Below are 21,157 nucleotides of genomic sequence, written 5' to 3'. Positions count from 1 at the left end.
GTTTATTAAAAATCGCAACATGAGACTCGTCCTGTAGCGCGCAGGGCGGGTTTCTTAATTCCAATTTCAAACTAAAACCAGACTTATGAAAATTCTAACTATCGTTTTTGCGGCGTTATTGTCCGCCTCCACTCTTTATGCACAGGAATCATTTACAGTCCCTCAACTTACTCCGGAACAGGAAAAGGAAGTGCTTTATAATCATGTCTACGCCTATTTTGCCGCAGGATTAAGCATGGCAAAGGAAAAAGGAGTTTCGCCGGAAGCGTATGGCAAATATATTGGCGAACAGTTTCAGGTATTTTGGGATCCGGAAGCAGGTTTCCCATTTTTCGTGAACCAGATCATGTTTATTCTGCAAGGAGTAAATCCATACAGCGAAATGGAAATTAAGGAGCAAAATGCAAAGATGATCCGGTTTACGATGAGTAATATGAATATGCTTTTTAAACAGGGGCCGGCTTATGGAATCACATACAACGAGTTTCTGGCTTGTTCCGACGGACTCATGAAAGCAGTTGCTAATCATATGAAAGCCAATTTCTCGTACAAGGATACCGATGGTTTATACGAGGTTACGCTAACCGCTCAATAATATTACACATAAATCATTTTCGTAGTCATGCCGCCGTCGATTACAAAATTCTGACCGGTAATAAAATCATTTTCCTTTTTTAGCAGGAAAAGAACCATGCCGGCAATATCCTCTGCTTTTCCAACGCGCCCTGCCGGGTGTTGCGCGTGGTCTTCTATTGTTAGTTTTTCCTGTTGAGCGATGGAGCGCTTTTTTGCTGCCGACACATCGATCCAACCGGGGCTAATGGCGTTCACTTTTATTTGCGGACCAAGACTTGCAGCCAGCGCATGAGTAAGTGCAAGAATCCCGCCTTTACTGGCTGAGTAAGCCTCGGTATCCGGCTCCGATTGTAACGCGCGGGTGGACGCCATGTTAATGATCCTTCCGCCATATGGTTTCATAAACGGCGATACATATTTCGAGCACAAAAAAGCGCCGGAAAGATTGGTGCCAATTACTTTGTTCCACTCCTCAAACGAAAGTTCTTCCAGTGGTTTGTTGATACTAATTGCGGCATTATTTACCAGTGCATATATATTTCCATGATGTTTCATCGATTCGTTTACTGCTGCCTCAACCGATTTTTCATCAGACACATCAACATGATAAACCTGCACTATTTCATCCGTAAATTCCTCATGAAATTCAGTGATGGCTTCTTCATCAACTTCAAAAACCGATACTGCATAATTGTTGTTCAGCAATTCAAGAACCAGGTGTTTGCCAATTCCCTGGGCGCCTCCGGTTACAATTACATGTTTTTTCATAGCTTGTTCTTCTACAATAAAGTTAATCAAATTTCAATTGTTTCATTTTGTTCTTTTTACAAAATGAGATTACATTTACAGGGTATTTCAATTTAAACCATTATCGATGACTAATTTTCAACGATTTCTAGCATTAACGATCTTGTCTGTTTTCGTTGCAGCAACTTGCGGCGCGCAGCAAATTCAGCTTACACAAAGTTATAAAAGTGGAATTTATAAAACGGGTGAACAGGTAATTTTTACGGCCAACCTGGAAGGTGTAAAGTCGGATTCGATTTCCGTGAAAGTGAGAAAAAACTACAGCAACGAAATTGTAGAGACCACTCGTAAGAATCCCGGAGGCGAACTTATTGTGTTTAGCGAAATGTTTACAGAGCCAGCAACGGTAATTGTAAAAGTTGAAGCAGGTGATACCTATGCAGAGTTAGGTGCTATTATTGAGCCGGAGAAATTCAATCCCGGAACTACACGCCCCGAAGATTTTGATCAATTTTGGGCTAACCAAAAGAGTGAACTGCGGGCTTTACCGATAGAGGTTAAAAAGGAAGCTGCCGCCGCCGAAGATGGATTTGTATGTTGGGATGTGGAGTTAAATTGTACCGGACCAAAACCGGCTCGCGGGTATTTTGCCAAACCAGAAAATGCGGAGGCGAAATCGTTACCTATCGTGTTGTATGTGCACGCAGCAGGTGTAAAAGGATCGTGGTGTTTGTCGCGTGCTGATGAGGCCTTGAAATACGCAAAAATGGGGAAGGGCGCTTTGGCTTTCGATTTGAATGCGCACGGAATGCTTAACGGTCAGCCGCAGGAATATTACGATGCACTGGAAGAAGGAGAACTAAAAGGATATTGGGCGCAAGGCGTTGAAAGCCGTGATGAGTACTATTTTAAAGGTATGTATCTTCGGTTGATGCGCACGCTCGACTTTTTAACCAGTCAGCCTGAGTGGGACGGAAAACGTATTTTAGTATACGGAGAAAGCCAGGGCGGAGGACAAGCTTTGGCAGCTGCCGGTCTCGATCATCGGGTAAGTGCCGTGGTGGCTACTGTTCCTGCCATGTCGGATATGGTAAGTCGTTTCGATAATGCAATTGGCGGCTGGCCAAATCCAGTTTCGTTTGATGCCGACCAACAAAAAGTTTTGGAAACCGTTCCTTATTTCGATACGGCGCATTTGTTAAAAGGGAGTAAAGCAACAATCGTAACCGAAATCGGTTTGATAGATTTTACTTGTCCGTCGTATGCTATTTATGCGGCCATTAACCAGGCCGAAGGAAGGAAAATTATCCATGCCGATCCATATCGTGGGCATCATCTTGATCAGCAACAGTTTCAAAGCGACTGGGAAAAAAATGTCTACCAACCCAAAATGCGTTTCATCAATGATTTTCTGAAGTAGAAAACACTACATTTTTGTAGGATTGCTACATTTTTCTTACAAAAAAGAAATGTTGAGCGGTGTTTCGGTTTTCTCAAATGGCTGGTTTCCAGTAATCTGATTTTTTTGGTATTTCATTTGCCCTGTTCATGCCAAACAATTTAAATGTGCAGGATATGAGAGTGCTATTACCAGTTGCCGGAAAAGAGACAGGAAGTGAGAAAATCGCACGGGGTTTTCATAATGCTAAATTGGTGTGTATTTACGATTCGGAGTCGAAAGTGTTTGAGTGGAAGGAGACTTCAGAAATCAGTGCCAACCCGGGGAATCTTACCCACGAGTTAAAACGTTTGCAAATAAATACCATCATCAGCGGTTATATTCCGCCCATGGTTTTGCAAATTTTTACCCGCAACGGTTTTTCAGTATTAAAAGCACGCGGCCGAAACGTGCAGGAAAACATCAGCTTTTTTACCCAAAACCAACTGGAGTCGTTTACCTCGCAGGCAGCACGCGAATTGTGGGGATGCGAGAGTGGCTGTCATTCGTGTAGTTCAACATCATGCAAAAACTAGTGGCTTATGGCAATCGATAAAGCAATAAAATTTGTAAAACGGGCAACTTCCGAAAGCGATTTCAGGAAAGCATGTTACCGGGCCCCATCGAGAGAAAGTTTGATGGAAGAAAAAGACTTTACCGAAGTAGAGTTTGACGACGCGATAAATATGCAGCTGGTAAAATGCCAGACCTACGAGCAGGCCGAAGTGTATCAGCAGATACGCATGTGGTTTTTATCCTTATAATTATTAAACGATACCGAAGAACGGAACAGCTGGACTTCGGACAAAATTTTATACTATGAATTACAGAGACCTGGAAGCCGTTAGGCAAATTGTAAACGATGCAACCGGATTAGATATTAGCTATGCTTACGAAGACCTTGTTTTTCCGGAGCATGGTGCATTTATAATACAGTTTAACGAAGAAAGCACCGATAAACTGCATTGTTACTTTCACGAAGACTGTACAGCAAAGGATGCTACAAATATTTTTGCCAACCTTAAAAACGAGACCGAAAAACGTAAATGCGAGCTTCAGCGCGAGGGAGCTTACAATTTCGAGCAGGTTGGAGAAAACATACAAATTCGCTTTTTATAGCTAAAAATCAAATATTTCTACACTGTTGGTTACTAATACATAGGGCCAAAACGACGTAATTTTCTTACATATTCGAAAATATAGCTGCTTGCCGGCAACTGAATTGTCAAAAATGTTGCCTATTTGTTAACAGATTGATTAATACAGGGGTGTTAATTAAAACTTTTTATTTGTGATCTCTGTTAGGGTGTGTTATAAAAATATACCCTTTTTTTGATCGCTATACTGTCATTTTATAGGGGGTTAATGAAAAAAGAAATAAAACGTGGCAATATTACCTTATCCGAAAGGGGGTAATTGTATAATCTTTGATTATTAAAATGTTTCGTTAATTGCTATTAAAGTCCTAAAAAGATAGATAATTGTTAATTTAGATAGAAATTTGTCAATAATTATTTTGCCGTATTGACAAAGTGATTATTTTTGACACAAAATATTTGACAGCTAAGAAAATTTACGAATATGTGTGGAATTGTTGGAGCATTTGATTTAAAAGTTAAAGCCGAGGATCTGCGCCCTCAGGTGCTGATGATGAGTAAGAAAGTTCGTCACCGCGGACCAGACTGGTCTGGAATTTATTGTGGCGAAAAAGCAGTAATCGCTCACGAGCGTCTTTCAATTGTTGACCCGGAGTCGGGTGGACAGCCTTTATATAGTAAAGATGGAAAACTTATTCTGGGAGTTAATGGCGAAATTTATAATCATCGCGAAATTCGTAAGCGTTACGAAGGGAAATACGATTTTTTAACCAAATCGGACTGTGAGGTAATTTTAGCCTTGTACAACGACAAAAAGGAAAAGTTCCTGGATGAGATGAACGGTATTTTTGCTTTTGCTTTGTACGACGAAGAAAATGATGCCTATTTAATCGGTCGCGACCATATTGGTATTATTCCATTGTACCAGGGATGGGACAAATGGGGTACTTACTATGTAGCATCTGAATTAAAATCGTTGGAAGGATTTTGTACCAAGATCGAGGAATTTCCTCCGGGACATTACTTGTACAGTAAAGAAGGCGAAATTAAAAAATGGTATGTTCGCGATTGGCAGGAATTTGATGCAGTAAAAGATAATCCGGCAAGTGTTGAAGAATTGTCGCAAGCGTTAGAAGATGCTGTTCAGCGTCAGTTAATGTCGGATGTACCATACGGAGTGTTGTTGTCGGGTGGTTTAGACTCATCGATCACCTCGGCTCTGGCAAAAAAATTCTCATCGAAACGAATTGAAGATGAAGGTGAAAAAGACGCCTGGTGGCCACAGTTACACTCGTTTGTAATTGGTTTGGAAGGTTCTCCCGATTTGGCTGCTGCACGTAAAGTTGCCGATCATATCGGAACGGTTCACCACGAAATTAATTATACTATCCAGGAAGGTTTGGATGCCATCCGCGATGTAATTTATCATATTGAAACATACGATGTAACTACTGTTCGTGCATCAACTCCAATGTACATGCTTTCGCGTGTAATTAAGTCGATGGGTATTAAAATGGTACTTACCGGCGAAGGTGCCGATGAGATTTTTGGTGGTTACCTTTATTTCCACAAAGCACCGGATGCTCAGGCATTTCACGAAGAGTGCGTGCGTAAAGTTGGCCGTCTGAATATGTACGACTGCCTGCGTGCCAATAAATCGTTGGCTGCATGGGGTGTTGAAGGTCGTGTGCCTTTCCTTGACAAAGAATTTATTGACATTGCAATGCGTTTTAATCCGGAAGCCAAAATGGCAAAAGACGGAAAAATGGAGAAACACTGTTTGCGCGAAGGATTTGCCAGTTACCTACCCGAAGAAGTGGCATGGCGCCAGAAAGAGCAATTCTCTGACGGTGTTGGCTACGGCTGGATTGATACACTGAAACAAATTGCAGAAGATAAGGTGAGCGATGAAATGATGGAAAATGCGAAATATCGTTTCCCGGTGAACCCACCTATGAACAAAGAAGAATATGTGTACCGCGAAATTTACAGCGAACACTTCCCATCGGATGCGGCCGCAGCTTGTGTGCCGTCTGAAGCGTCAATTGCATGTAGTACTGCTGCTGCTCTTGAGTGGGATGCTTCTTTCCAGGGTAATGCCGATCCATCAGGTCGTGCGGTTAACACTGTTCACTCGCAAGGAGCGACATTTAAGGATATTAAAAAGAAATAATTTTAATTTATTATCGATCAACTCAGAAAGCCATTCGTTTTATACGGATGGCTTTTTTTTGTTGCTCCATCTTTTTATGTGTATTGCCGTTTAAATTTCGTCCGGGTGAACCATCTGGCTACGATCGCCTTTCTTCGCCGGACGATTTCCCTTTGGTCATTTCATCCCGGTGCTACGCACCGGGTTATTCACATTCGACGCTTACAGCGTCATGAAAAGTTTGCAATTCCGACATTGCAGGCCAATAAACTCGTCTTAAAGTTGTAATTCGGTTTAATATCCCAAAGGGATAAAATGTGACTAACCTCGGGTGAAACCCGGGGGTAAGCCCCAAGGGGGCGAAGGCAGGAAAAAGGAGAATAAAAATCAATCTTGTTCGGCGAAGAAAGTTGCACCGAGATTGTTCGTTATCCCGGACGAAATGTTAGGATGGTTGTTTTGCGCACAAAACATGAAAAAAAATTATCCGGATGGGTGTTTTACAAAAAAAACAAGCATCTGAATTTTCGAAATGGACATTTTGCGCGCAAAACAAAACTTATTCGCATAAGGCTATAAAATTCCGAATAAGTTGATGGTTATAAAACTCCGGGTGAAACTGGCTGGTGTATAACGGTTTGTTTTTGTGTTTCATGAGTTGATTTTTGCAGGTTGCCGATGTAACCAGCAATTCAAAATCGTTGGGTAAAGTTATAGAGTCGTTGTGCATTTGCCTCACCGTAAACTTCTGTGGAAGTTCATTAAAAAGGGGATCGGCTTTAACGATCTCCACCTCAAAATCGCCCGATTCCGGTTCCTGGCTTCGCAGTAATTCCGAGCCGTACAAATAACCGGTAACATGGTGTCCGGCGCAAATTCCAAGCACCGGTTTTTCAAAGTCCTTAATCCATTCGAAATAGGGAGCATGATGCTCAACAATATCGTCGCCTTGTGGCGAGCCCGTTAAAATTATGCCGTCAAAAGCATTCAAATTTGCAGTTGGGCATGCAGCATATTCAATAAAAGTTGGTGTAGAACCGGCTTCCGAAATAAGTTTCAATATCGGTTCGGCAAATTCCCGAATCCCGGGCTCAGCATTATTTACAACCAGTATTTCAGACATTGAATTTTACTTTGTCTAGTTCGAGAATAGCTGAATAACGTCCGACTTCAATCACTTCTTTTGCTTTGTAAAAATCGTAGGTTCCGCAAACATCGCGCGAAACGTTAATAACCAAATCGGGTTTCCCTTTTTCAATCGAATATTCTACTTGTCTTAACATTCCGGTAGATAAGGCCTGATCCATAAGCGAAAGAAATCCGAGCTGCTCTTTTTTCTCTTTCGGATGGTTAATGTGCAGAAAGTCGTAAAACTCGCTCATCCATTTTTTGTATTTCGACTCCTTTTCTATCCGGTCTTCATTTTCATAAAAATGATGAGGAACCGGAATGGCTGCATTTACATGAACGGCAATCAGCATGTCGCCATCGGTGCGTTGTACATTCGAAATGGGAAGGTTGTTCATCACGCCGCCATCAACTAAAACTGTGTTGTCGCTTGTTATGGGCGTAAAAACCGAAGGAATGGCAATTGATGCCCGAATAGCATCGAACAAACTACCTTTGGTAAACACCACCTCTTCGCGATGTTTTAAATCGACAGCAGTAGCCGAAAATGCAATCGGTAAGTCTTCGATAAGCGCGTCGGGTACAAACTCCTTGATTTTCGACAATACCTTATCGCCTTTTATCAGGCCGTTTCCGCCAAACGAAAAATCTACCATGCGAAACATATCGTGCCGATCCAACGAAATGGCCCACTCTTTAAACTCCGGTAATTTCCCGAGGGCATAAATTCCTCCAACCAGCGCGCCCATCGATGTGCCGGCAATTGAGGTGATGTTGTATCCGCGTGCTTCTAATTCTTCAATTGCGCCAATATGTGCCATTCCGCGGGCAGCTCCGCCCGAAAGTACAAGGGCAACGTTTTTACTCATTTGCTATTCTATTTAACCGATGCAATTTAGTTAAATTCTATAGTATAATTCAAACTATTCACTTTTCAGGTAGGCGCAGAATGATTATATTCGACCAGAATTCAATAAAAAGAAAAACTGTACAATGAGAAAGTTATTAGTAATTGTTTTAGGAATTGCCTTGTTTGCCTGCTCGCAGCCGCAGGATGGTTATAAAATTACCGTTAAACTTGATGGTGCTGAAGGAAATGTGATGTTGGAGCAACGCGGAGCCAGCCAATGGATTGGTATCGATACTGCCGAGGTGGTTGATGGTGTTGCTGTTCTTGAGGGAGAATTGGATTTCCCGGGTGTTTATTATTTGTCGGTTAACGGGCAGCGTAACAAAGCTGTTGTGTTTGTTGAAAACACGAACATGACGATTACCGGAAAAGCAGATTCTATTGCAGGCGTTCAGGTTAGTGGATCGACTACACACGATGAGTTTAAAACCATAAACGACGAGATACAAAAAATTAGCGAAGAGTATATGGCGATTTACCAGGAAGCGCGTACAGCAAGTGCCGCCGGTGATACTGCAAAAGCCAACGAATTGATGAAACAAGTTGAAGACCTGTACGCCAGCGTTGGCGCAATTCAGGAAGAATTTGTGAAAGAAAATCCTGCGTCGTATGTTACTCCGTTACTTTTGAGCCAAATTCAGTACGAAAAAGAGGTTGACGAACTGGAAGCCCTTGTTACTGCTTTGGATCCAAAATTAGATGCGGTTCCTGCAATTGTTGATTTAAAAGAAAAAATCGAGAAGCTGAAAACAGTAGCTGTTGGAAAAACTGCTCCTGATTTTACTCAAAACGATGCGGATGGCAATCCGGTTAAATTTTCTGATATCTATTCAAAAAACGAGTTGACTTTGCTTGACTTCTGGGCATCGTGGTGCGGACCATGTCGTCAGGAAAATCCGAATGTAGTTGCTACTTACAATAAATACAAAGATCAGGGATTTAGCGTATTTGGCGTTTCGCTCGACCGCGATAAAGATGCATGGTTAAAAGCTATCGAGGATGATGGTTTAACATGGGATCATGTTTCTGACCTGGCATACTGGAACAATGCGGCTGCAAAAATTTATGCTGTTAATTCAATTCCATCGAGTTTGTTGGTTGACAAAAACGGAGTAATTATTGCCAAAAATAAACGAGGCGAAGAACTGGGAGCAACCGTTGCCGAGTTCCTAAACAAATAGAACGAGTTAAGTTCGATAACGAAAAACCGTTTTAACGATTACAGGTTAAAACGGTTTTTTTGTGCCTCATTGTCGGACAATAATTGATCTTGGTCAGCAAAAAAGAAGTTAAAAATCAGCGTTTTAGGCAGCCTGAATCAGCAATGGTTTTGGCGCTTCATTCCTTTTTGCAATATATATTTGTACCTACAAACCATAAGAGTATTGAAGAGTAGAAAAGATTTAGAATTGGTTAAGTTGTGATAAAGGGAAGAGGTGAAGGACCAATTATGAATGTGTGACCAATTAAAAGTTGTTTTTTTTTTAGGACTAGAGAGGAGAAAAAGATCCTGGCAATATTGCCAGGATCTTTTTTTTGAAAGTCAATTGAAAATCAATAGCAGAATATGCTTCAAAATTTATTGACTCACCCTGATTGTGTCTTTGACACAATCGTCCCTCTCTTCGCGAAGAGAGGGAGTGAGGGAGAGTTTTTCGAATATTGTTTCTCTTTCATTCCTGTTGGTGATTCCCGGGAATCATGAATGTTTATCTGATCTTTTCTGCCAAAACAAATCGATAAATACATCAATACGATTTAGTACATTTGCCGCATGCAAAATCATTTTGGAGAAATAGCCGGTGTATTAACTGCCGTATTTTGGACAGTAACATCACTGGCATTCGAATCGGCCGGAAAAAAGGTTGGTTCGCTCGCGGTAAATCTCATTCGTTTGGTAATTGCCTTTTTTCTGGTTGGAACCTACAGTTGGATAACCCGTGGTTTTTTCTTTCCAAGCGACGCAAGCCTATACGCCTGGAAATGGCTGGCTTTTTCCGGATTGGTTGGTTTTGTAATTGGCGACTTACTGCTTTTTCAGTCGTTTGTTTTAATAGGTGCACGAATTGCCATGTTGTTAATGGCGCTGGCACCGCCTTTTGCGGCGCTTATCGGATGGTTGCTTTTGGGCGAGGTACTTGCGCCTCAAAGTTGGTTGGGAATGGCTGTTACCATGACCGGGATTATTATCGTAATCCTGAAACGTGAAAAGTCGGAAGAAAATGGAGTCAAAATCCGAAGGTTTAAATCGTCGTATCCCATTCAAGGAATTTTGCTGGCTTTGGGCGGCGCCATGGGGCAAGCGGCCGGTTTGGTTATTAGCAAGAAGGGAATGGGCGATTATGATGCTTTTTCGGCTACACAGATACGTATTTTGGCTGGTACTGTTGGATTCTCCGTCCTATTTGTTTTTATAAAACGCTGGCCTCGTGTTTGGGCAGCTTTAAAAAATGGCCCGGCTATGAAACGGATAACCCTGGGGGCTTTCTTTGGGCCTTTTCTCGGTGTTTCGTTTTCGTTATTGGCGGTTCAACATACGCAAGCCGGAATTGCAGCAACGCTTATGGCCATTGTTCCGGTGTTGATCATCGGACCTTCAATTCTGTTGTTTAAAGAAAAGGTGAACTGGAAAGAAATTCTGGGGGCAGTAATTACTGTTGGAGGTGTGGCAATGTTCTTTTTGTAGAGTGGCACTCTGAGCGAAGTCGAAGACTGTTAAAACAACACTTCAACTTCGCTCAGTGTGACTATAATAATCACGTTTAATTTGGTGATTACTCTTATAGCTCAATATTAACATCCATATCCAGCCAATCTTCCAGCGTTTCTTTAACCTGCTGTTTTTGATCCTTTGGTAAATTTCCGATTCGGGTGCTGTGGCTTCCTTTTGGTTTTACAATTTTCAGGAAGTTTGGTTTGTTCGGAACTTCGAATGCTGAAGCTGACCACGGATCCCACTCCCCATAAATAAACAGCATTTTAGCATCGGTTTTTTTGATGAATTTTTCCACCTCTTTGGCAGTCTTTTTATTGTATTTAATATCCAACTCGGGCAGGTAAATACGGTTCAGCCAACCTTCTGCACTTTTAATCGACAAATAGTCTTTAAAAGGTTTTACATCGTAACCATAATAACCCAGTTCGTGTGCCGCTTGCACATAAAACGATTTAAAAATATTCACTCCTTCGCTTGCCAGGTACATGGGCGACGACACCTTAACCAACTCAGCAAATAAATCTTCTGCAGGCGCATCCAATGCCGGAATATCATCCAATGAATTGTCGTACTGCCAAAAGCCGTAAGAGAATTCGAGCACCACATAATCCAACATTTCGTCGTTATTTAGTAGTGGATGCAATTTTTTGTCAGCGCAGTATTCCTCAAGAAGAGGTAGGTAAGTGTCACGGTTTTTAAGGATATGTAACTGGAATGCGCGTACTTTTGCACGGCCTTCAGGTGTGCCTGTGATATTATCAATAAATGGCTCATGACGGCCATCTTCAACTCCGAAGTTCAGTGGACCAACATATGGTACTGAAACGTCAACATCATCGGGGTAAAGCCAGCGGTGGTAAACAGTTGTTTGCCCGCCTTTACTAATGCCGGTGGTTACCCATTTCCCGGTGTAATACTTTTTCATCATCTGAATAATGTGGTGATGATCGGCGGCGGCATTGCGCACGGTCAGGTAATCATAGTACAGTGGCTCCGGCATCGATTCGCCAAAATAACGGTGATCCATACAAATCTGGTTGGCTCCCAGAATCGGGCACAGTTCGTTTATGTAATTTGGATTTTCGGAATAACCGCCATTGTATCCTTCGGTTATAAAAACCACAGGTTGGTCGATGCCTTTATCAGCGATCAGAACACGCTGCAAAAAGGTGCCTTTCGACGCATCAGAATGATCAACAGGCTGCTCAACCATAATTTTGTATTTGGTTGCAAAAAAGTCGTTGCAGTCCATTTGTTCAACACTTTTAATCTCAGGTTGACTTTCGAGAAAGGCTTTTAGCGTGGTTTGCGAAAAAGTTAGTGCCGACAGCAACAGCAGAACCAGTAAGATTTGAAATTTTTTCATGAGCTTTATTTTCTATTGAGCTTGGCTTTGGTTAACCAAAACCGTTTTTTGTACATTTGATTGCAAATAAAAAATAATATTCAACAAAAATTATGAGGAATGCTATAATCTTTTTTATTGCTGCGCTGCTGTTCGCGTTTCAAACCACAGCCGAGGAACTTCCCCGTGTAAAAATGCAGACTGACCTTGGGAATATTGTCGTTGAAATAGATACAATAAATGCACCTATTAGTGCTAAAAACTTTTTAAAGCACGTTGAGGCGGGAACCTATAAAAATGCCTGTTTTTACCGGGTGGTGCAGATGGATAACCAGCCCAATAACGATGTAAAAATTGACGTGATTCAGGGAGGAATGTACACGGAACCGCGCTTTGAGACCATAAAACCAATCGAACACGAAACAACCGAAACCACGGGATTAAAACATCTGGACGGAACATTGTCGATGGCGAGAAGCGAGCCGGGAACAGCATCAACCGAGTTTTTTATTTGTGTGGGCGATCAGCCGGAACTGGATTTTGGTGGCAAACGAAATCCCGATGGACAAGGTTTTGCAGCTTTCGGGCAGGTAGTTTCAGGAATGGATGTGGTACGTAAAATCCAGCAACAAAAGGATAAGCAGCAAACACTTGTTGAAAAAGTGAAGATTACAGAAATGCGGGTGCAGTAAAAACGGAGGAATGAGTAATTCTGACATAAATAGAATACAAACAGAAAGACTGAGTTTATTCGAGATTGAAATGGACGATCTTGAAAAACTCCACCGCCTGCATTCTATTCCCGAAGTGGACGAATTTAACACGCTTGGCGTTCCCAAATCGATTAAAGAAACAGAGCAATTTTTACAACAACAGATAGCCGCCAAAAGCAAAACGCCACGAAGTTCATACATGTGGAAAGTAGTATTGAAGGAAACAGGAGCTTTTATTGGTGTAGCCGGATTTTCTTTGTCGAACAATAAATTTAAGCTCGGTGAATTTTATTGGTGTAGCCGGATTTTCTTTGTCGAACAATAAATTTAAGCTCGGTGAAATTTACTACAAACTCGATCCTGCTTATTGGGGAAAAGGTTATGCCACGGAATTGGCAAAAAGGTTGGTTGTGCTCGGTTTTGATACTTTGGGCTTACACAAAGTGGAGGCAGGAGTAGCAACAGAAAACACAAAATCAGTAAAAGTACTCGAGAAGATTGGCATGACCCGCGAAGGACTGCGGAGGAAAATATTGCCGATCCGCGGAGATTGGAAAGACAATTTCCATTACGCCATTGTAGAAGACGATCCGCGCGATTATTAAAAAATTCCAAAGGTTCACGCAACCATTTCAGTCTTGCCCCCATCAAGTAATAAACATAAAACTCAAAAATTGCTGTTATGAAATGAGCATGATAATTCATTCACTCCATTAAGTGATACAAGTTCATGCGAATTCCATATGATACAGCAGAAAACAAACAATTTAAATCATATGAAAAAATTGCTTTTAGTTATTAGTTTATTCACAATAATTTCGTGTTCAAAAGACAAAGATTCGCCTATTGGCATTTGGGATGATAACATTAAACTGTCGCAAAAAGAAGTTGAATTTGATGCCAACGAAAATACTATTACAATAACTACAGAAGGAGAGTGGTGGTGGATCACTGAGGTTAGTTTGAATGATTCGATCATAAATCTTGAAGACATTGATACTAATGCGGATGACTTTATAATTGAAGAAACTGAATTTAAAATTGAGCGAAAAAATATTACTGAGATTTATATTTCAATGAGTGAAAACCTTGGCGATACATCCAGAGTGCTGGGGATTGGATTGGAAGCAGGTGATTATTTCGATCATATTAGAGTAACTCAATCGGCTAAATAGAAAGAACTTTCCGGAATAAAAAAGGGCTGCCTGCAGGCAACCCTTTTTTGTGTTTTCTTTGGTTCGATTTGTTATGGTAAAGTCAAAATTTCAACCGAAGGATCCCAGGCATACACATCAGGAATAAAGTGTGTTAGCGTTACAGAAATGACATTGCCGTCAATGGTTCCGCTGCCTTCTACATAAACTTCGCCGTATTCATCGTCGTAGTACCAGGCCGGCTGGGCATTTACAGTTACCGTAGTTCCGTCAACGATGAAAATTATATCGTAACCACTTTCGTACAGTCCTGTTGCTTTGTAGAGTTGTACTGAACCGAGGCTGGCTTCGTATATTTCAGGTGACAAAACTTCTCCCCAAAATGGCGAGTCGAATGTTCCCGTACCAATAGATGAGAAATCCAGTTTCAGTGTAGCCTTGTAAGTAGAAGTACCGAAAAACTCCGATACGGTGGCATCACTTAAATTCAGGTTAAAATTAAAGGTAACACCCGGTGCAATTCCGGTAGGAGGCACCAGCGGAACTATTTTGGCATATGCAACTGTTTTGCCATCGTTAAAAGTAACCGTATTACTTTCAAGCTCAAAAACGCCATCAATGTTGTCATTCGGTTCAAGGTTTATCCCAACCGTTTCAGTTCCTGTTCCGTCAGTGCGCACAACCTGTACGTTTACTGAATAATTATTCTCGGCTGTAAGGAGATTGTCGACCACAATGGAGGAGCTAAAAGCTACATACGCATCGGTTTCGTAAAGTTCTCCGATATTGTCCTGGTCGCATGCTGCAAGGGCCAGAACAAAAACCAATAATGCTAATTGTATTTTCTTCATAGTCGTAATTTTTAATTGTCTGCCCATGGATTTTGATCATTAACCTCGTCCATGTTGTTATTTCCGTCAAATTCCGATTGCGGTATCGACATTACAAAATCAGGATATTCAGGATCGAGCGTATTGCGCGACAGTAGTTTTTGTGTGTGATTACTGCCCTCGAAATCGCGGGAGAATCCCGTTTTTAATCGTTTAATATCAAGAATGCGGCCTACTTCGCCCCACAATTCGATGCGTCGTTGCAGAATAATCTCATCGAGCAAAGTTGACGAACCATTCAGTGGAGTTGTTGGGCCGTTTGCGTCGTTTACAGTAAGTGTATTGGCATCTGTCAATCCCGAAATATCGTAATCCGGATCGCGTTCAGCCATGAGTTCAGCAAGAATTGTTCGGGCTTCTCCATATCGGTTTTGCATACAAAGTGCTTCAGCTTTAATCAGCATCATTTCTTCATGACGCATCAAAATATAATCGCCCAAGGCATTTGTAGGATCTGAGAACTGAAATTTAAACTGGTTGTAGCTCAGCTGTGTTCCCAAAGGTAAGTCTTCTTCCAGCGGGCCATTCCACCACATTTGTTTTCTTACATCGGTGTCGGCCATTTGGTTGTATAGCCACGAACTCACACATTTTCGTGCATTTTCAGCATACGACGATGTGCTGGCATCCATATGTCCAAATAACGATTCTGTATCGCTTATATGTTCGGAAATGATCTGCAAGCCCCAAAGTACAGTTCCCGAGTTGGCATCGTTAAATGCAAAACCATTTGCCAGGTTCTCGCGCGAAAGCATTGCAGTTCCTCCGCTCATGGCAATTGTTGCTGCTGATTCGGCGGTTGCCCAATCTTGCTTCTCCAAAGCTACCTGTGCTTTCAATCCGTTAGTTACGTAGTAATCGATGTGCGATGGATGAGTACGCGGTGCAGCTACATCAGGATCAAGCAAAGTCAGAGCCTGCTGAAGATCCGCCTCAATTTGTGTGTAAACATCGGCTACTGTGCCTCTTGCACTTCCTTCCGAGGCATTGGTTGTTGGTTCGGTATAAATCGGAACTCCGGGAGCACTTTCGTTACCCACATAAGTTTGCTGATAGAAACGGATGAGGCTGAAATAAGCGTAAGCGCGCAATGCATAAGCCTGCCCGATTAGGCTGCTAATTTCTGATGGTGCACCGGTGATATTTTCTTGTGCCGCAATAATAGAGTTGGCATTCGAAATTACCGTGTAGTAGAAAAACCACACCGAATAAGGACGGCCGCTTTTGTGCGTGTAATCCGATTTTACATTGTACATGTAATCGAACCAGAACCAGCCGCTACCGCCTTCGTTTTGTACCATATCTTCGCCCATAAGGTCGTAGGTGAGTAAAAACGCGGTAACTCCGAACTCTTCGTCGGCCCAGTTTACCGACCACTCTTCGGCCACGTACATAGCGCGGTAAATTCCGTTAAGCGCCACATTCGCTTTCTGAACATCGGAGAATAAAACATCGCCCGACGTACTGTCTGTAGGGTTTGTGTCCAGTTCATCCTGGCAGGCAAATCCTGCAACTACCAGAAATAAGAGGATAAGGATCTTATCTATTTTCATGATCTGTTTGTTTTAAAATTTTAATTCAATTCCGAAAAGACTCGTTCTAACCGGAGTGTATGAGAAATCGGTAGTTCCCGAGAAATCAAACTGCGGATTCATACCATCGAGATGAGAGAAAATGGCCAGGTTGTCGACTGCCACATAAGCGCGAACGCTTTCAATTCCCACATTTTGCAGAATGGTTTTAGGAAGCGTATAACCAACCGTTACATTCTTTATGGCAAAGTACGATGCATCGATCAGCTGGCTGTCGGTAAACGGACGCGAAAAACCGGTTCCGTTCTGAATACGCGGAACATCAGTTATATCGCCGGGATTTCTCCAGGCACGTTCAACATTGGCTGCGTAATTAGTACCAATGTAAACCGGGTTCATCAGGTTTGAATAAACACTCTCGTAAACTTCTCCACCCACCGAAAAAGTGGTCATGAATGACATATCGAAGTTTTTAAACAACTTGAAACTACTGCCAAAGCCACCATAAAAGTCGGGGATCCGGCTGCCGGATATCAGTTTGCTTTGCGAGGCTTTCTGGTAATCGTCAGAGAGGTATGGTTCGCCAGGGAATCCATCAGTGCCAAGGTCGTAAACCCAGTACAACTGTGCTCCGGTAGCTGCATCAACTCCGGCCGATTGTGCCAGGTAGTACGAATTGATCTCTTCGCCTTTACGCTGTATGATATTACCGTTTACAATCTGATCTGTTTCGCCATCCAGCTCAACAATTTCGTTTGTTAAGGTAGTCAGGTTCAGGTTGGCGTTCCAAACAAAATTCGGATTTGTAATGAGGTTCAGGTTTGCATTAAATTCAAAACCGGTATTCAGCATCTCGCCAACGTTAGCCCAGTAGCTATCGAAACCAAGCGATGTTGCCATTGGTTTTTCCATCAGCATATCCACGGTGCGACGACGGTAATATTCAAAACTAATATCAAAGCGTTCGAAAAGAACCGCATCGACTCCCACGTTGAAGTTGTTGTTTTCTTCCCATTTTATCGATGTATTTTCGAGCGATGAAAGTAACGCACCGTTCAGGTTGGCGTTTGCCCAATCGAGGTTGTACAGCGACTGCCAGCCATAGTAAGTTCCAATATTGTCGTTACCTTGTTTTCCGTAACTGGCTTTCAGTTTCAGGTGGTCGATAAAAGTCATCTCTTCCATAAAGCTTTCTTCGCTGATGCGCCACGATCCACCAACCGACCAGAAGTTACCCCAGCGGAAATCTTCGTGGAAACGCGATGAACCATCGGTACGGAAACTTGCCGAGAGGTAATATTTATCGTTATAGTCGTAGGTAACATTGCTCAGGAACGACTCGATGGAATAATTATCCTCGAACGAGGTAAGCCCCGAAGTTGTAGAACCCGGTGCCAGTTCTTTAATTCCTGAGTAGGGGAAGCCCGATTTTGAACCTTCCATTTCGTTAATGGTAAGTTTGTAAAACTCGTGACCAGCCAACACATTAATACTGTGCTTGCCAAAGTCTTTTTCGTAACGTAACAGTTGGTTAATAGTGTATGAAAGGCTTCGAATGTTGGTTTTATCCAGGTATCCGCCAATGTTGGCAGCGTTACCAAACTCCGGATTCCAGTATATGGTTTGGTTCGTGTTAATGTAATCGAAACCAACGTTTGTAGTGAATGACAAACCGTCGAACGAACTGCCAAGTCCAAGGCCCAATAAATTCAAATGAAATCTTCCCGACAGGTTATCTGCAGTAGTTTCGTACGAATCTTCATATAATGTTGCTACAGGGTTCCAGTTCGGGTTGGCACCAGCCGGACGGGTTAAACCGTAGTCGAACTGCTTCTCGCCGGTTTCTGAAAGAATGGGATTGCCATTTTCGTCTTGCAGATAAATCGGGTAAATTGGTGCCATAAACTGCGCCGAATACCAAACGTTTGAGTTTGAAGTGGTGCCGTCGTAGCCCAGATAATTGGTTTCTGTTTTCGAGAAGTTGACATTACCACCGTATTTAAACCAGTTTTTAGGAGTAAGTTCAGCGCCAATTCTTCCTGAAATACGTTCGAAGTCGGTGGTTTTCAGCAAACCTTCATCTTTTAGGTAGGCTACCGATGCGTATACCTGCGAGTTGTCGGAGCCGCCATTTATAAACAGCTGGTATTCCTGGCGTGTAGCATTGTCGTTGGTCACTTCGTCGAGCCAGTCCGACTCGTAAAGCAGTTTCGCCGAAGGATTCACCTGTCCGGTTTGTGGATCGATTAATTGAGCAACGGGCATGTCGTAAGGATTATACATTTCGTTGGCCCCGAAAATACCGGTGCTTCCTCTTAAGGCTTCAACAGCCATCGGGCCGGCCAAATCAGGATGAACACCGTCGGTGTAGATCAACGCGTTTTTATAACCCTGAAACGAAGCCTCGATAAAGTCGGCAGTACCCAGTGTTTCGTATGGTTTAATAGCACGGCTCGAAAATCCGTAAGTGGCTTTTAGTTCCACCGACAATTGTTTCGACTGACCTTTTTTAGTGGTAATTACTACCACCCCGTTTGCTCCGCGTGATCCGTATAGCGCACCCGCCGAAGCATCTTTCAAAATGGTCATCGACTCAATATCGCCCGGATTTATCGAGTTCAGGTTCCCGTCGAAAGGTACACCATCAACCACGTACAACGGATTGTTGCTTGAATTGATGGACCCAAAACCACGAATAACGATTTCCGCTCCTTCGCCGGGTTGGCCGGTTCCTGAGGTGGTTTGAACACCGGCTACCTGTCCTTCCAATGCTTTCGAGATATCGGCAACAGGCCGCTTTTGCAGCACTTCGTTGTCGACTACTCCGGCCGAACCGGTAAACGATTCCTTTTTCGCGGTGCCGTAGGCTACAACCATAACTTCATCAACACCAATCACATCAGATTCGAGTGTTACGTTGTAAACCGTGGCGTCGGTAATGGGCACTTCCTCTCTTTTCATTCCAACAAAGGAGAAAATAAGGATTTCATCGTCAGGCACGGTTAACGTGTAGTTACCGTCCAGGTCGGTGGTTGTTCCGGTAGTAGTTCCTTTTACGGCAACCGAAACACCGGGAATGGGCAGTCCATCTTCGGATGAAGTAACCGTTCCCCTAATTTGCTTTGTTTGTGCGAATAACATACTCACTCCACAGAACAAAGCCACAACTAATAGAAGTAGTTTTTTCATATGATTCAAATTGTAGATTTTAACTTATGTCATGGAACGTGTATTTCGATCCTTGCCTTATTGGGAGAGGATTTCATGATCGTTTCACAGACAAAAACTTATATTCATACTCAAGCGTTATTACCCTTCGCTTTCGTTATTTTTCAAAAGAAAACTCCCGTCGGGGAAACGGGAGTTTATTATCCGCCAGCCGGCCAGATAATTGCACTTTTTACATTTTAAATGCTGTTTAATTCTGTTTCTATGTAAAATAAATGGAGTGCCGCTGTTAACGTTTCTAATTCCCCGAATTCCCCTGTTTAATGTTGTTTACATGCCGGAAATAGCTGTTTAGCGTTTGCCGGATTTTTAGCTTTTTGATCAAACTTACAGAAAGAGGAAATACGACGAGATTTTTATCAACCAACGGTAAGCATAGAGCGATTAATGTCAATGATCTGTAGATGTGAGCGTTATTGGTGTAATGAATGTTGTTTGCAGATAAAATGAAGTAATTGGCAGACGAAAGACCGGCGGTAATTGTCAAAAAACGGTGTTTTTATGTTAGTTGTTTGGCAGAAAAGAAAAGCTGGAATGTTTTCCATGGTCGGGAACACATGCCGACGATGTTTTTTGTGCTATCATAAAATCCGTTATTTTTAAATCAGAAAAGAACTAGGGTGCCGGTAGGCCAGATGTTGTTTTAATGATGATTGAGAAAATATGAAGATTAGAAAAGTAAAGAAATCCGATAATAAACACTTAGCCGATTTAATAAGAGCTGCTTTTGTGGAGTATGATGCGCCGCGCGAAGGAACCGTTTTTTCCGATCCAACTACCGATAATTTATTTGAGTTGTTTCAGCATGAAAAATCGATTTTATGGGTAGCCGAAAACGAGGGAGAGATCTTAGGTTGTTGCGGCATTTATCCTACCGATGGTTTACCAAAAGGTTGTGCTGAGTTGGTAAAATTCTACCTGCTGGCAAAGGCTCGTGGAAATGGCTTGGGCACTCAATTAATGAAACAAAGTATCGAGTCGGCTAAAGAACTGGGATATTCCGAAATTTACATTGAAACCTTACCCGAGTTTGACAACGCGGTAGGAATGTACGAAAGGGCAGGATTTGAAAAACTGGAAAAGCCTCTGGGAGATTCGGGACATACTGGGTGTGATATTTGGATGATTAAGCGGCTTTGAAATTCGTCTAGCGAATCAGTTTAGACCCCTATAATCCCCCAAAGGGGGATATTTCCTCTCCACCGGCTGGCGGAAGACCAAGTGGGGTCAACTAGTTGTTGAAAAAATTTGCTATAAAAAAGGCGGGATAAAATCCCGCCCGGTTAATACTTTTAAGCCGCGATGTCGGCAAACGCGTCTGCCAGTACATCGGGGTACATCTCTTTAAAATTTTCATAGCACCAGTTGCGTAAGTTGTGCAACTGATCGGGCTCCACCCAGTTAATGCATTTGGCTAACTCTTTACTGAACAATTCTTTGCTAAAACTAACTTTGGGTAGAATTACTTTTGCGTATTCAAACATGGCTTAATTTTTATTGTTCGCTACTAAAAATAACATCCAAAATTGAA

General features: G+C 42.3%; 21 protein-coding genes. 13 read left to right on the top strand and 8 right to left on the bottom strand.

Annotated elements, in window-relative coordinates; genetic code table 11:
- The first annotated feature begins 85 nt into the window (after positions 1–85).
- Positions 86–595, top strand: coding sequence for a hypothetical protein (locus tag QZ576_RS18715; protein WP_297099879.1), 510 nt, complete (start codon positions 86–88; stop codon positions 593–595).
- Between the two features lie 2 nt (positions 596–597).
- Here QZ576_RS18715 and QZ576_RS18710 read toward each other — a convergent pair whose 3' ends face one another.
- Positions 598–1,344 carry an SDR family oxidoreductase gene (locus tag QZ576_RS18710; RefSeq protein ID WP_297099877.1) on the bottom strand — a complete coding sequence of 249 codons (747 nt, stop codon included), beginning with the start codon at positions 1,342–1,344 and terminating at the stop codon, positions 598–600.
- Between the two features lie 106 nt (positions 1,345–1,450).
- On the opposite strand from QZ576_RS18710, the gene QZ576_RS18705 reads away from it, so the two are divergent.
- From QZ576_RS18705 to asnB, 5 genes are all read left to right on the top strand, one after another.
- Positions 1,451–2,743 carry an acetylxylan esterase gene (locus tag QZ576_RS18705; protein WP_297099876.1) on the top strand — a complete coding sequence of 431 codons (1,293 nt, stop codon included), beginning with the start codon at positions 1,451–1,453 and terminating at the stop codon, positions 2,741–2,743.
- Between the two features lie 155 nt (positions 2,744–2,898).
- Entirely contained in the window at positions 2,899–3,297 is a 399-nt protein-coding gene (locus QZ576_RS18700) for a hypothetical protein (RefSeq protein WP_297099874.1), read from the top strand.
- Between the two features lie 6 nt (positions 3,298–3,303).
- The gene (locus tag QZ576_RS18695) at positions 3,304–3,525 is read left to right on the top strand and encodes a hypothetical protein (protein WP_297099872.1); all 222 of its coding nucleotides are present in this window, start codon (positions 3,304–3,306) and stop codon (positions 3,523–3,525) included.
- A 55-nt stretch (positions 3,526–3,580) separates the two neighbouring features.
- Positions 3,581–3,880: a hypothetical protein gene (locus tag QZ576_RS18690; RefSeq protein ID WP_297099869.1), complete on the top strand. Its 300-nt coding sequence runs from the start codon at positions 3,581–3,583 to the stop codon at positions 3,878–3,880.
- A 462-nt stretch (positions 3,881–4,342) separates the two neighbouring features.
- On the top strand, positions 4,343–6,031 hold the full coding sequence (gene asnB / locus QZ576_RS18685) for an asparagine synthase B (RefSeq protein ID WP_297099868.1): 1,689 nt from the start codon (positions 4,343–4,345) through the stop codon (positions 6,029–6,031).
- Positions 6,032–6,569: 538 nt separating this feature from the next.
- On the opposite strand, the gene QZ576_RS18680 is transcribed toward asnB, so the two are convergent.
- The gene (locus QZ576_RS18680) at positions 6,570–7,133 is read right to left on the bottom strand and encodes a type 1 glutamine amidotransferase (protein WP_297099866.1); all 564 of its coding nucleotides are present in this window, start codon (positions 7,131–7,133) and stop codon (positions 6,570–6,572) included.
- Positions 7,126–8,007 carry a patatin-like phospholipase family protein gene (locus QZ576_RS18675; RefSeq protein WP_297099863.1) on the bottom strand — a complete coding sequence of 294 codons (882 nt, stop codon included), beginning with the start codon at positions 8,005–8,007 and terminating at the stop codon, positions 7,126–7,128. Before QZ576_RS18675 ends, QZ576_RS18680 begins: the two co-directional genes overlap by 8 nt.
- Positions 8,008–8,131: 124 nt before the next feature.
- On the opposite strand from QZ576_RS18675, the gene QZ576_RS18670 reads away from it, so the two are divergent.
- Entirely contained in the window at positions 8,132–9,229 is a 1,098-nt protein-coding gene (locus tag QZ576_RS18670; RefSeq protein ID WP_297099861.1) for a TlpA disulfide reductase family protein, read from the top strand.
- 593 nt (positions 9,230–9,822) lie between these two features.
- On the top strand, positions 9,823–10,734 hold the full coding sequence (locus QZ576_RS18665; RefSeq protein ID WP_297099859.1) for a DMT family transporter: 912 nt from the start codon (positions 9,823–9,825) through the stop codon (positions 10,732–10,734).
- A 94-nt stretch (positions 10,735–10,828) separates the two neighbouring features.
- Here QZ576_RS18665 and QZ576_RS18660 read toward each other — a convergent pair whose 3' ends face one another.
- Positions 10,829–12,130 carry a S28 family serine protease gene (locus tag QZ576_RS18660; RefSeq protein ID WP_297099857.1) on the bottom strand — a complete coding sequence of 434 codons (1,302 nt, stop codon included), beginning with the start codon at positions 12,128–12,130 and terminating at the stop codon, positions 10,829–10,831.
- Between the two features lie 92 nt (positions 12,131–12,222).
- Between QZ576_RS18660 and QZ576_RS18655 the strand changes: the two genes are divergently transcribed.
- From QZ576_RS18655 to QZ576_RS18640, 4 genes are all read left to right on the top strand, one after another.
- Entirely contained in the window at positions 12,223–12,801 is a 579-nt protein-coding gene (locus QZ576_RS18655) for a peptidylprolyl isomerase (RefSeq protein ID WP_297099856.1), read from the top strand.
- Between the two features lie 10 nt (positions 12,802–12,811).
- Complete coding sequence (locus QZ576_RS18650) at positions 12,812–13,147, top strand: GNAT family N-acetyltransferase (protein ID WP_297099855.1); 336 nt, start codon at positions 12,812–12,814, stop codon at positions 13,145–13,147.
- Positions 13,134–13,427 (top strand): GNAT family protein, encoded by a 294-nt coding sequence (locus tag QZ576_RS18645; RefSeq protein ID WP_297099854.1) that lies wholly within the window; start codon positions 13,134–13,136, stop codon positions 13,425–13,427. Before QZ576_RS18650 ends, QZ576_RS18645 begins: the two co-directional genes overlap by 14 nt.
- A 171-nt stretch (positions 13,428–13,598) precedes the next feature.
- Positions 13,599–13,997 carry a hypothetical protein gene (locus tag QZ576_RS18640; RefSeq protein ID WP_297099852.1) on the top strand — a complete coding sequence of 133 codons (399 nt, stop codon included), beginning with the start codon at positions 13,599–13,601 and terminating at the stop codon, positions 13,995–13,997.
- A 71-nt stretch (positions 13,998–14,068) separates the two neighbouring features.
- Here QZ576_RS18640 and QZ576_RS18635 read toward each other — a convergent pair whose 3' ends face one another.
- Genes QZ576_RS18635 through QZ576_RS18625 form a run of 3 tightly spaced genes read right to left on the bottom strand, consistent with a single transcriptional unit; the run spans position 14,069 to position 19,587 of the window.
- Positions 14,069–14,827, bottom strand: a complete 759-nt coding sequence (locus QZ576_RS18635) for a hypothetical protein (RefSeq protein ID WP_297099850.1) — start codon at positions 14,825–14,827, stop codon at positions 14,069–14,071.
- A gap of 11 nt (positions 14,828–14,838) precedes the next feature.
- A complete protein-coding gene (locus QZ576_RS18630) occupies positions 14,839–16,419 on the bottom strand; it encodes a RagB/SusD family nutrient uptake outer membrane protein (protein ID WP_297099848.1) in 1,581 nt (526 codons plus the stop codon).
- A gap of 12 nt (positions 16,420–16,431) precedes the next feature.
- Positions 16,432–19,587: a TonB-dependent receptor gene (locus QZ576_RS18625; protein ID WP_297099846.1), complete on the bottom strand. Its 3,156-nt coding sequence runs from the start codon at positions 19,585–19,587 to the stop codon at positions 16,432–16,434.
- Positions 19,588–20,289: 702 nt separating this feature from the next.
- On the opposite strand from QZ576_RS18625, the gene QZ576_RS18620 reads away from it, so the two are divergent.
- Complete coding sequence (locus tag QZ576_RS18620) at positions 20,290–20,766, top strand: GNAT family N-acetyltransferase (RefSeq protein ID WP_297099844.1); 477 nt, start codon at positions 20,290–20,292, stop codon at positions 20,764–20,766.
- A 152-nt stretch (positions 20,767–20,918) separates the two neighbouring features.
- On the opposite strand, the gene QZ576_RS18615 is transcribed toward QZ576_RS18620, so the two are convergent.
- On the bottom strand, positions 20,919–21,110 hold the full coding sequence (locus QZ576_RS18615; protein WP_297099842.1) for a hypothetical protein: 192 nt from the start codon (positions 21,108–21,110) through the stop codon (positions 20,919–20,921).
- Positions 21,111–21,157 lie beyond the last annotated feature (47 nt).

It is taken from the genome of uncultured Draconibacterium sp. (genome assembly GCF_913060805.1).
Taxonomy (GTDB): Bacteria; Bacteroidota; Bacteroidia; order Bacteroidales; family Prolixibacteraceae; genus Draconibacterium.
This window is presented reverse-complemented; position numbering and strand designations above follow the sequence as displayed.